Source organism: Marinilabilia salmonicolor, from assembly GCF_003003035.1.
Classification (GTDB): Bacteria; Bacteroidota; Bacteroidia; order Bacteroidales; family Marinilabiliaceae; genus Marinilabilia; species Marinilabilia salmonicolor_A.
In genome coordinates, this window is the sequence record NZ_PVTS01000013.1 from 97,988 (window position 1) to 110,571 (window position 12,584).

Consider the following 12,584-nt stretch of genomic DNA (forward strand, 5'->3'; position numbering starts at 1 on the left):
TTAACTATTAGATACTATATATTTTACGAAGAACATTATGAAGTTTGGATTTTTTGATGATGAGCGGAGAGAGTATGTGATCAATACTCCTGAAACCCCCTGGCCATGGATTAATTATCTGGGAAATGAAGATTTCTTTTCCCTGATATCTAATACAGCGGGAGGCTATTCTTTTTACAAGGATGCCAAGTTTCGGAGGTTGACACGCTACCGGTACAACAATGTGCCCATGGATAACGGGGGACGTTACTTTTATATCAATGACGGAGGTACCGTGTGGTCGCCGGGTTGGAAACCGGTAAAAACAACGTTGGACAATTATGAATGTCGCCATGGACTGAGCTATACCAAGATTACAGGTGAAAAGGACGGGCTGGAAGCAGAAGTATTGTTTTTTGTGCCCCTGAAGTCATGGTGCGAAGTTCAAAAAATGAAGCTGACCAATAAAACCGGAGAAAAGAAAACTTTTAAACTTTTTTCTTTTCAGGAGTGGTGCTTGTGGAATGCGGAAGATGATCAAAATAACCTGCAGCGTAATCTGAACACCGGAGAAGTTGAAATTGATGATTCAACGATATACCATAAAACGGAATACAAAGAGCGTCGCAATCACTATGCATTTTACCATGTAAATGAGCCGGTACAGGGTTTTGATACCGACCGGGAAAGTTTTGTTGGGCTTTACAACGAATTTTCAGGTCCTCAAGCAGTGCTGGATGGGAAACCCCGAAATTCAAAGGCTCATGGATGGTCTCCCATCGCCTCTCATTATTTTGAGATCGAGCTGGCACCGGGTGAGAGTAAAGAGTTGGTGTTTCTTTTGGGATATATCGAAAATAAAGAGGAGGAAAAGTGGGAAGCCAAAAATATCATCAATAAAAAACCGGCAAAGGAAGTGATAGCCAGGTTTGATACCGTTGAAAAAGTCAATGCTGCTTTTGATGAGCTGAAGAAATACTGGGACAATCTGCTCGATGGATTCGTTTTGGATAGTGGTGATGAGAAGCTGGACCGTATGGTGAATATCTGGAATCAGTATCAGTGTATGGTTACCTTTAATATGTCTCGTTCAGCCTCTTTTTTTGAAGTGGGTATCGGACGTGGAATGGGATTCCGGGATTCCAATCAGGATCTGATTGGTTTTGTACATCAGATTCCCGAAAGGGCCAGGGAGCGGATTATTGATATTGCCTCTACCCAGTTTCAGGATGGTGGTGCATATCACCAGTATCAGCCTCTTACCAAGCGTGGAAATGATGCCATCGGTGGCAACTTCAACGACGATCCTTTGTGGCTGATTCTTTCCACCGCCGAATACATCAAAGAAACAGGTGATTATGGTATTCTTGATGAATTGGTGCCTTTCGACAATGATCTGTCGGTGGCCAAAAGTCATTTCGACCACCTGAAGGTTTCTTTTTACCATGTGGTAAATCACCTGGGGCCCCATGGATTGCCGCTTATCGGGCGGGCTGACTGGAACGATTGTCTGAACCTGAACTGTTTCTCGAAAGATCCCAATGAGTCGTTTCAGACCACTGAAAATAAATCGGGCGGAACTGCAGAGTCATTGATGATTGCCGGCCTTTTTGTAGTCTATGGAGGGGAATATGTGAAGCTCTGTCGTCAGATTGGTAAAGATGCCGAAGCTGATGAGGCTCAAAAGCACGTGGACAACATGGTGGAAGCCATCAAAAAACACGGCTGGGACGGTGAATGGTATCTGAGGGCATACGATTTTTATGGCAACAAAGTGGGAAGCAACGAGAATGAAGAGGGAAAAATATTTATTGAATCTCAGGGTTGGTGTGCTATGGCCGAAGTAGGTAAAGAAGAGGGCATGGTTAAAAAAGCTTTGGATTCAGTAAAAGAAAAACTCGACTCAAAATATGGCATTGTATTGAACAACCCCGCTTTTACAAAATATGTGATTGAGTACGGTGAGATATCTACTTATCCTGCCGGATACAAGGAGAACGCAGGGATTTTCTGCCACAACAATCCCTGGATAATGATTGGAGAGACCAATATCGGTCGGGGCGAAAGAGCCTGGGAGTATTACAAGAAAATTTGTCCGGCTTATCTGGAGGAGATTTCCGAATTGCATCGTACCGAACCTTATGTATATGCTCAAATGGTGGCCGGGAAAGATGCAGCAAAACCGGGTGAAGCCAAAAACAGCTGGCTCACAGGAACTGCAGCCTGGAACTATTATGCCATTACCCGCTATATTCTGGGAATTCGTCCCGATTATGACGGATTGGTGGTTGACCCATGTATTCCAGCCGACTGGAAAGGCTTTTCTGTGAAAAGAAGGCTGAGAGGAACTACTTTTAATATAAAAGTGGTTAACACGGGTTCTGTAAGCAAAGGGGTTGCAAGAATGACTGTGGATGGAAATGAGGTGAGGGGCAATGTGGTTTCCGTTTTCGACGGAAAAGAACACGATGTATTGGTAGAAATGGGATAAAAAAAAAGCTTATGATTATAATGGAGTAAATAAAAAAGGGATGTCATTCGGAAAAATTGGCGTTGGACCGAATGATCACCCCAGAGATTAGTTCTAACTATTGTTAAAACCTGTAAAACGGCAAATTTATGAAAAAGATTCGGTCTTTTTTAGAAGGCGACCTGTTAAAAAAGGTCAAATCCGGTGGGAGAAAGACACTTACCGGTATTGCGATCGCTCTTATGGCGACATTTTTAAGTGCCTCCGTCGCGTTGGCACAAGATGCTAAAACGGTCAACGGTACGGTGACCGATACTCAAAACGGCCCCCTCCCCGGGGTGAACGTAGTTATCAAAGGTACCATGCAAGGTACCATTACCGATGTGGATGGTAACTACGAACTCCAGGCCTCAGGGGAAGATGTTCTTCAATTCAGCTTTATTGGCTTTACCACAAAAGAAGTCCTTGTTGGAGACCAATCTACCATTGATGTGACTTTGGATGAGGAAACTTCTGACCTGGATGAGGTAATTGTAGTAGGCTATGGCGTTCAACAAAAATCTCTGGTTACAGGCGCTATTTCAAGTGTGGACGCTGAAGCTTTAGAGTCAACATCCAATACAGGTGTCGAACAAGCGATGCAGGGGCGCACTGCTGGTGTTACCGTTATGCCTACTTCTGGATCCCCGGGGGCAGGTGCACAGGTTCGTATTCGCGGTACCAATTCCAATCAGACATCCGAACCTTTGTATATTGTAGATGGGATGAAAGTTTCAGGAATTGAGAATATTGAGCCTGGAGACATCGAGTCTATTGAAGTTCTGAAGGATGCCGCTTCTTCCGCAATTTATGGATCAGAAGGTGGTAATGGTGTTGTAATTATAACTACTAAAACCGGGCGTGCAGGAAAAGGTGTTATTTCTTATGATATGCAGTATGCTATTCAGAGTGTTGATACCAAGATGGAGTTGATGAATGCTCAGGAATATGCACAGTATATGGAGGAACAGGGTGCTTCCGTAACTGTTCCATCAGGAGTAGGAACAGGTACGGACTGGCTTGATGAAATATTTGAATCTGCCCCGATGCAAAGACATCATTTAAGTTTTTCCGGTGGGGGCGAGAAATCAGCCTACCTGGCTTCCGTATCATACAACCAACAGGATGGTGTTGTTGGGGGCGATAAAGCTTCTTATGAACGGCTTTCTTTTCGATTCAATTCAGATCATAAGATTAAAGATTGGTTGAAAGTTGGAAATACATTGACTTATTCTCATTCCAACAGAAGTACTGTGGGAGAGGATGATGAGTATCGCGGTGTTTTAAACAATGCGTTATTGATTGATCCAACGACTCCTGTTCGTTATGAAATAGGTCAGGAAACTTCAATAGAGCAAGAGGCGCTGGATGCGGGTAATACATTACTAACAGACGAGCAGGGACGTTATTATGCATTGCCTTTAAATGTGTCGGGAGAGATTGGAAATCCCGTGGCAAAAATGCTCACCTACAATAACAAGAATACAATTGATAAGTTGTTAGGTACTTTATTTGCGAATATAACTCCAATAGAAGGATTGACTATTACCTCCCGGTTGGGGTTGGATTTGACGTATGATTATTATCATCAATGGAATAAGAAGTACTATTTCTCATCTGAGAGCCAAAATGGAACCAACACGATGAGTGATAACCTGGATAGATATTTTAATTGGTTGTGGGAAAACTTTGCGACTTTTGAGAAGCGTGTAAATGATCATGATTTTTCCGTATTGGTAGGTTACTCTGCTGAAAAGAGGTTACATCCCAGTTGGTATCTCTATTCCGGCCCCATGGCACGTGAGGGAGATCAGTTTGCTTACCACGATTATGCGACTTCACGCAAACAGGATGTGGTAGGTGGAGACTTACTGGAAGAAACAATGAATTCGGTTTTTGGGCGGTTTTCTTATAATTATTTGGGACGCTATATGTTTCAAGGTTCGGTAAGACGAGATGCTGCCAGTGTATTCTCAGAAGATGATAAAGCCGCAATCTTTCCGGCTGCATCATTGGGTTGGATTGTCTCTGAAGAGGATTTCTGGGGTGACGGTTTTATTGACTATTTTAAACTTCGTGGAAGTTGGGGACAGAATGGTAGTACTTCAATTCTGGCCGGCACTGCAGATAAAGAGTTATGGACTGCTTCAGGATTGTTCTATCCTACGGCATCTGAAGATGGATACTTTTCAGGTAGCCAGGTTGATAAGCTCGTTAATGAAGACCTGAAGTGGGAGCGTACCGAGCAGATGGCTTTCGGGATAGATATGAGAATGATTAATCGAAAAGTGAATCTCTCGGTTGATTATTACGATAAAACAACCAAAGATTTGATTGTTCTGGCCATGTTACCCTTATCCGGGGGTGTTAGTGTCCCTTATGTTAATGGTGGTGATGTTTCAAACTCGGGTTTTGAATTCGAGTTGGGATACAATAATCAATTTGGGGATTTAAACCTCTCGGTTAATGCCAATCTTTCTACTCTGAAGAACGAGGTAACTCGTCTGGATCAGGATGCCCCTATTGCCGGAGCTAATGTTCGGGGATATAACCTTACCTGGTTTGAAGAAGGCGAGCCTATCTGGTATTTTAACGGGTACAAGACTGATGGAATCAATGCGGAGACAGGCATGCCTAATGTGGTAGATGTGAGTGGAGATGGAGAAATTACTTCCGCAGATCTGACAAAAATTGGAGATCCTCACCCTGATTTCCTTTATGGAGCAAATATCAATGTGGATTATAAAGGTTTTGATTTTAAATTATTCCTGCAGGGATCAAAGGGGAATGACATTTATACGGCCTGGTATCGTCCTGATCGTGCCACCAGTAATAAACCCAAATATTTCTTTACTGATCGTTGGACGCCATCAAATAGAAATGCTTCTATGCCCAGGGCAAATGGAACCAGTGAGTATATTTATCGTAGCGATTTGATGGTTCAGGATGGTTCCTATATGAGGATTAAACAGTTACAGTTTGGGTATTCACTTCCCGAAAACCTTATCAATTCTTTAGGACTTTCTAAAGCCAGGGTTTTTATTTCTTTGGATGATTACTTTACAGTAACTGATTACAAAGGTCTCGATCCCGAGGCTGGTAGTACCAATAGTCAGAGTCAGGGGGTAGATCGTGGTGTTTACCCAATTCCCCGCAAAACGATGTTTGGACTGTCTGTTAAGTTTTAATTCTTAAAATCAGTTAATTATGAAACGAAATATATTGTTTATATGGCTGCCGGTCTTATTGATTCTTCTGACAACGGCATGCAGTGATGATTTTCTTAAGGTCGATCCGGCCGGAAAATGGGAAAATGAAAATTATCCCGAAAACAATGAAGAAGCATTTTCAGTCTTGATTGGTGCTTACGATTTGATGCAGTGGAACTATGGAAGAGACTGGAATAGTGCTTTTTTTGCTAAAAATCTTCCGGCTGATGACGTGAATGCCGGTTCTTTTGCCAGTGATCAGCTACCATATCAGAATATTGATGACTATGTGAATGAGGCTGATAATACTGTCACTACAGCCATCTGGGAAGGTTTCTATAAAACCATTAATCATTGTAATATCCTGCTTGCCCGATTGGAGGCTGATAATGAATATAAGGAACATATAGTTGCAGAAGCAAAGGCTATAAGAGCCTGGAACTATTTTGAACTGGTTACCATGTATGGAGATGTTCCATATACTACTGAACCGACTACTATGGAGAATATTCATAGGGCACGAACACCAAAATCAGATGTTTATGTGGAAATAGAGAATGATCTGAAAGAGGCTATTGATGTGTTGCCTATAAAAACTGCGTTGCCGGCGAATGAAAGGTTCCGGATATCCAAGGGGGCTGCTCAGGCTATGCTGGGTAAAGTTTATCTCTACCAGGAAAAGTGGCCGCTTGCACATGCAGTACTGAGTGAAGTGATTGCTACTGAAGGGGAGGTATATGATCTGGAAGAGGACTTTGGTGATGTGTGGAAAGAGGTTGCAGAACTTGGATCTGAGTCAGTTTTTGAGATCTTGTACACATCTCAGGAAGGGTATGACTGGGGTAACTTCCCATGGAGCCCGGGTCTGCATGAGTCTAATGTGCATATTGTATTGATGGGGCCACGTGGTGATCTTTTTGGAAATGTGGGTGCAATAGGTCTTATCGGTGGATGGGGTTTTAATTTGCCCGGTGAGAATATTGGAAAGGCTTTTGAGCAAATGGGAGACGATGGTCCCCGCTACAGAGGATCTTTGCTGAGTGAAGAGGATTTTTTGGCTGCCGGGGGCGAAATAACCGGAGAAACAGAGGATGACTTTCATGATTATGATAAGTATATTCGAATAAAATATTCGACACATGCCAGTGAGAGTAATCCCTCTGCCGCAGTAAAAGAATTGAATTTTACTACTAACTGGAGATTAATCCGTTATGCGGATGTTTTGCTAATGGCCGCGGAGGCTTACAATGAGGATAATGAGCCTGCTAAGGCATTGATCGAGCTCAATAAAGTACGGGAACGTGCCGGGTTGGATGAGTTGCCTGAGATGGGGAAAGATGCTCTTCGTGAAGCAATAAAGAGTGAAAGACAATTGGAGTTGGCTTTTGAAGGCAGTCGTTTTTGGGATTTGGTTCGCTGGGGGGATGCTGCAGATGTTCTGTCTGCAGATGGTTTTGTTGCCGGGAAACACGAACATTTTCCGATACCTCAATCAGAAATTTCAGCTAATAATGAGATAGAACAGGAAGATCAGAATCCCGGTTTCTAATCGTTAACTCTAAGAACCAGCCTATATGAAAACAGGGCCGGCTGAGCAATCAGCCGGCTTTTTTTATTTAATACAGATCCTCAAAATAACGTTCCTGTTCCTCCAGATTATTGGTGAAAGAGGCATCTTCAGGTTTTTCGCCCAACAAATTGAATGCTGCTCTTACGCCTTCTCCCATTTTTACAGATCCGCAGACATAAATTGCCGCTCCCTGATTTAGCCAGGTTTTGATATCATCTGTTTTTTCTTTGATTTTATCCTGAACATAAACTTTCTGGTTTTGATCTCTGGAGAACGCAAGATCCAGATGAGCAAGGATACCTTTCTTTTTCAGTTTTGTGAGGTATTCTCCATAGAGAAAATTCTGCTTTCGGTTTTTCTCCCCAAAAATGAGCCAGTTTTGAGTAGAGGCACTAAGGTTTCGCTCTTGCAAAAAACCAATGAATGGAGCAATTCCCGTTCCTGAGGCAATCATGATAATGGGCCGATCCGTTTTATGGGGCAGTCTGAAATTTTCATTGGGAATGACTCTGAACTGAATTTCTGACCCGGTTTTGAGAAATTGACTCAGGTGAGATGAACAGGCTCCGTAATAGGTTTTACTTTGGCTCTGATAGCTGATCTGTTTTACTGTAAGATGGATTTGTCCGGGAGTTACCATCTGGCTGGAGGCGATGGAATAATAACGTGGTTTTATCTTTCCGGCAACAGTAACCAACTCATCAGGAGATAGCTTTCCCGGAAAATCAATCAGCAGATTAAGCAGGTTGTTGTTCCGGATATAATCCTTCAGTCTTTTTTTTTGCTTAAGCAGCGATGCAAGCTGTTGGTTGCATGTAACCTCATTATATTCTCTGATTGATCTTTGTGATAAAGAGGTGATTTCAAGTCTTGATTGCAGCAAATCGCCGAGACTTTCATTTTTTTCGTGGTACTTTACTGATTGATTCCATTGGAATTGTGAAAGATGCAGTAAGTCATCTACCATTATTCCGGGATTCATCGGAACCACTGAAATACAATCGCCAGGATGATATTTTATATTTTCGGAGGAGGCGGCCACCACGATGTGGTATATTTCATCCTTTGAGTCCGGGTTAAGCCGGTGTCTGCTTTCGATGATTCCTGTGTACAACTGAACTTTCTCCCCGGTTGGTGAGACGGTTGAAAGTTGATTTGGTTCAATTGGTACCTCTTTGGGATTGTTTCTCTTCAGGTAATGAAGATAGCTTGTCTGAATCCAGTGAAGGGCAGTATCCCTAAATTCGGTGTCACAATCAGCTCTCTCGACGAGTGGTTGCGCTCCCAGGGCATTTAGTTTTCGCTCGATGTTCTTGCCTGCCTGACAGAAAAACTCATATTCGGAATCTCCCAATGCACATATTGAGTAGGACAGGTGGCGAAGGGAAAGGTCCGATGCCATTAACTGCTCATAGAAAGAAACAGCTGAAGGTGGGGGATCTCCTTCACCATGAGTGCTGACTACGATGAACAAATAGTTGATGGAGCCCATTTTCTCAGGCGTAAACCGCTTCATGTTTTGCACATCAGTAGTGATGTTTTGACTACTGAGGTATCTTGCTGTCTCTTCTGCCACAAACCTTGCATTCCCAGACTTGCTTCCATAAAGGATGGTTACATCGGCCGGAGCGTTTTTTTGCCCCTTTTGGAACAGACTCGTTATTTTGGTTTTGATCATCATGTAAGTTTTTGATGTAATTGAGATGCCAACGGTATTTCAGAACAGGGATTTCTTGCGTTTTTTTGTCCTTTTCCACCACATCATAAACCCGGTGACGGGCAAGGATGCAGCGATCAGACTCAATATAAATGCCAGAATCTTTCCGGGCATTCCTAAGATGGCTCCGGTATGGATGTCATAATTGGCAGTAATCAGTTTTTCTCCGGCATTCTTCTCCTCATGATTTCTTTTGGCAAGTAATTCCCCGGTATATCTGTCAAATTGAAGCTGATGAGATTGATAATACAATCCTTCTTTTTGCTGCACATATACATTAATTATTCCTGCGCTGTCCTGTGGTAGAGTAAATCTAAATGCTGCTGCATCGTCATGAAGCTTGAGCGATTCATGAAAGGCTTCGTTTAGAGGTTGCTCAATTTGCAGGGCCTGCGGATTCGATTCGGCCCTAAGCCTTTCGGGGGGCGTTGTTGTGCCGGATGCTGCCACATATACCAGTCCCTGAAACCATCCAAATGCCCATACCATTCCTGTAAGAGAGATAATCAGTAAGCCGGCAAGTCCCCATAAGCCCAAAACATTGTGCAGATCATAGAATTTCTTGTAAATCCCCGTGGTCTTCTTCCATTTGATCCGAAACAGGTTACGGGCACTTTTGAAGCTCTTGGGCCACCACAAAACCAGACCAGTGATCAAAAGCACTACAAAAATCAGGGTAGCCCACCCAACAATGGGTTGCCCTATCGAAGTTTTGAACAACAGGCTCCAATGAAGAAATTTAACCACATTGAAGAAGTCGGTCTTTTCGTTGTAAACCCCTTCTGTCTTGCCTGAATAGGGATTGATAAAAACAGCATTGTAATGATCAATGTTGGTGAAGTAGGTGAGACCTTCTGGGTTGTTTTTGTAACTATAAAACACCTGATTTTTTTCCGGATTGTTGTAAATGTTAAACCAGCTGATGACCTCACCTGGAGGAAATGCTTGCTGGGCTGTCTGCAGTAGTTTCTCCTGAGGGAGACGTTGGGTGCCAGCTTCTTTGTCGGCATAAATAGCATCTTTTCTGAGCCAGGTGGTAATCTCTTCATGAAAAACGTACAGACAGCCGGTTACCGAAACAATAAAAACGATGATGCCGGACAGCAGCCCCAACCAGAGATGTAGCTGAAAAATGATTTTTTTTACCATGATTCGGTCTTTTTATAAAAACCGGGAAATCCATCTCTCCGTGTGAACGAAAAGATGGACATCTTCTGTGTTTTCGTGTTTTTTACTATCAATCAGAACCTGTAGCTTACCCCCAGACGATAATTGATGCCTGGTTCGGTTTGCCAATAGTAGAAGCTTTGGTAACCGCTTCCGGAGTAGAGGTATTCATCCAGCAGGTTGTTGACATTCAGCCTGACTGCAAAACCATTGGATTGCCAGGAGAGTGCCCCGTCGAGACGGAAATAATCGGGAAGAACGGCCTGGTTGTCGGCGCCCCAGTTCCATGAAGCGCGATCAGCCTGGTATTGGTAGCCCAGCGCTACTCCCAATCCACTGAGAGAAGTGTTTCTGAAGGTGTATTTCAGCCATCCGTTACTGATGTGTTTGGCATGTCCGGCCAAACGGTTACCTACATTCTCGGGATTGGTGTCTTCAGTGATTTTTACATCGGTATTGGCATAATTGAGGATGAGATTTAATCCTCTTACGATTTGTCCTTGAATATCAACCTCAAGCCCTTTGGATTGTGCCTCTCCCAGCTGAATCTGGTAATTCACGTCTTCCGGATCCGTAGTTAGTACATTTTCTTTGGTGATTTGGTAAACGGTTAGCGATGAGTTCCATTTTCCGTTGGCCCATTTGCGTTTTATTCCGGCTTCCAGGTCTTTGGCTTCTACAGGATCAAAAGCATTGCCTTCCTTGTCTGTTCCCGATTCGGGAAGGAAAGACTGGTCGAAAAGTCCGTAGATGGAGGTGTTGTCATCAATAGAAAAGCTGATCCCGGCTCTTGGGGTGAAAACATCATCGTCGGTGTCGGCGCCGTAGATAGAAGTAGTAAAATGCGTATAGCGCCCTGCCAGTGTCAGTCTCAGCCGATCCTCAAAGATTCCGAGTTCATCCTGAAAATAGAATGCGGATGAACCTGTGATTTGAGCTGCCGGATAGCTGCCATTGTAGGCTCTCTGGCGAATGCTCAGTGAGCGGTCAAATTCCGGAAATTGGGAAGTGTGGACATAGTGTACCGGATTGTTGCTGTCCAGCGGATTGTTTGCACCGGCCAGTGGACCGCTCTGGAACCAATCGGCATAATAAGTCTTGTCACTCATATCGATCCCTGTCAGTATCCGGTGTCTTACAGGCCCGGTTTGTTCCTCACCGCTGACGTAGATTTGTCCCGATTTGGCTGTGCTGATGGCATCCCAGATGGAAAGAGAGCGGTAAATCAGTCCCTCATTGGAAACGGAATCGGCCCACAGTGAACTTCCTTCTAATTTATAGTCTAAGTACCCCAGTTGGGCGGTCAGTTTCCAGCGATTGTTGAATTGATGGTTCAGCGTTACAAAAGCATTGTGCTCCCGCATTTTTGTCGGGTCAATGTTCGGTTCTGCCAAAGTGAAATCGCGGGGTAGAGTTCCCATGTCATCGGCAGCAAAAACATAAGCTGCGCCCACCACCGAAAGTGTGGAGTGTTGGTAGATGTACTGGGCTGTCAGACTGGTCTTTTCACTGATGTCGTATTTGATGGACGGATGGATGGTATATCGGTTGTTGTATTCAAAGTCGCGGTGCGAATTCTGTGCTAAGCCCATGAGATTGAGCCGGTAACTCAGCCGTTGATTGTCATCAATTGCACCACCAATGTCAAGGGTGGCCCGCTTTGTGTTGAATGAACCAGCCATGATGGATACTTCCCGGTCTGCATCCTTGTCAGGCGTTTTGGTTACCACATTGTAAAAACCTCCGGGTTCGCCCGATGATAGCATAAAACCTGCCGGCCCTTTTACGAATTCTATTCGGTCCACAATTGACATGTCTTCAGTCAGAGGGCCCCAGGGTAAATCAACGTTCATTCCGTTTCGAAAAGCAGGCAGTTTAAATCCACGCATGTTTATCCGGGCAAATGTTCCCCAGTGCTCAATCATCTGAGCCCCGCTGGTGTTTCGGGTTACACTCTCAAGCATATTGGTGAGCTGCTGGTCAGCCAGTACTTCCTTACTGATGATCTGCACATTCTGGCTCATTTTCAGCAAAGGCGTTTGATAGCGCAGAGAAGAGGAGGTGTTGTCTGCAGTATAATCTGTCTGACGTTCACCCACAACTCTGACTTCGGCTATTTCCCTGTCGGCTTTTTGCATGCGAATGAGCGGTGCCCGGGTTATCTGTCCCGGCTTTACCGTTACATTTATTGTTTGAGATTCAAATCCGACATAAGATGCCTTCAGAGTATAATCGCCAGGCTGGATGTCTGATATATAATACTCTCCATGCTCGTTGGTGATTGTTCCCTTGTTTGTACTTGCGATTCCAATGCTCACCGGAGCATGTTCATCTTCGGGCATCAATACTTTCCCGGTAATGGAGCCGTACTGAGCTTGTATATTTGCATAAAAGAGCAATAGAAGTGATAGGATAAATAGTTTTTTCATGTGT

The 12,584-nt window shown here is 43.9% G+C and carries 6 protein-coding genes; 3 read left to right on the top strand and 3 right to left on the bottom strand.

All coding sequences use genetic code 11. From position 1 onward, the window contains the following. Window positions 1-37: 37 nt before the first annotated feature. The 3 genes from BY457_RS13515 (at window position 38) to BY457_RS13525 (ending at window position 7,246) form a co-directional block, all read left to right on the top strand. On the top strand, window positions 38-2,470 hold the full coding sequence (locus tag BY457_RS13515; protein WP_106153853.1) for a GH36-type glycosyl hydrolase domain-containing protein: 2,433 nt from the start codon (window positions 38-40) through the stop codon (window positions 2,468-2,470). Between the two features lie 128 nt (window positions 2,471-2,598). Then, window positions 2,599-5,676: a SusC/RagA family TonB-linked outer membrane protein gene (locus tag BY457_RS13520; RefSeq protein ID WP_106153854.1), complete on the top strand. Its 3,078-nt coding sequence runs from the start codon at window positions 2,599-2,601 to the stop codon at window positions 5,674-5,676. Window positions 5,677-5,695: 19 nt separating this feature from the next. Continuing rightward, complete coding sequence (locus tag BY457_RS13525) at window positions 5,696-7,246, top strand: RagB/SusD family nutrient uptake outer membrane protein (protein WP_106153855.1); 1,551 nt, start codon at window positions 5,696-5,698, stop codon at window positions 7,244-7,246. 67 nt (window positions 7,247-7,313) lie between these two features. Here the strand turns inward: BY457_RS13525 and BY457_RS13530 are convergent, their stop codons facing one another. From BY457_RS13530 to BY457_RS13540, 3 genes are all read right to left on the bottom strand, one after another. Then, the gene (locus BY457_RS13530) at window positions 7,314-8,945 is read right to left on the bottom strand and encodes a diflavin oxidoreductase (RefSeq protein WP_181256484.1); all 1,632 of its coding nucleotides are present in this window, start codon (window positions 8,943-8,945) and stop codon (window positions 7,314-7,316) included. Window positions 8,946-8,984: 39 nt separating this feature from the next. Further along, window positions 8,985-10,133: a PepSY-associated TM helix domain-containing protein gene (locus BY457_RS13535; protein ID WP_106153857.1), complete on the bottom strand. Its 1,149-nt coding sequence runs from the start codon at window positions 10,131-10,133 to the stop codon at window positions 8,985-8,987. 92 nt (window positions 10,134-10,225) lie between these two features. Then, entirely contained in the window at window positions 10,226-12,580 is a 2,355-nt protein-coding gene (locus BY457_RS13540) for a TonB-dependent receptor (protein WP_106153858.1), read from the bottom strand. Window positions 12,581-12,584: the final 4 nt, after the last annotated feature.

What these genes read in the sequence shown, in the direction of transcription:
- BY457_RS13515 (WP_106153853.1), top strand. Translation starts at nt 38, where the DNA reads ATGAAGTTTGGATTTTTTGATGATGAGCGGAGAGAGTATGTGATCAAT.
- BY457_RS13520 (WP_106153854.1), top strand. Translation starts at nt 2,599, where the DNA reads ATGAAAAAGATTCGGTCTTTTTTAGAAGGCGACCTGTTAAAAAAGGTC.
- BY457_RS13525 (WP_106153855.1), top strand. Translation starts at nt 5,696, where the DNA reads ATGAAACGAAATATATTGTTTATATGGCTGCCGGTCTTATTGATTCTT.
- BY457_RS13530 (WP_181256484.1), bottom strand. Translation starts at nt 8,945, where the DNA reads ATGATCAAAACCAAAATAACGAGTCTGTTCCAAAAGGGGCAAAAAAAC.
- BY457_RS13535 (WP_106153857.1), bottom strand. Translation starts at nt 10,133, where the DNA reads ATGGTAAAAAAAATCATTTTTCAGCTACATCTCTGGTTGGGGCTGCTG.
- BY457_RS13540 (WP_106153858.1), bottom strand. Translation starts at nt 12,580, where the DNA reads ATGAAAAAACTATTTATCCTATCACTTCTATTGCTCTTTTATGCAAAT.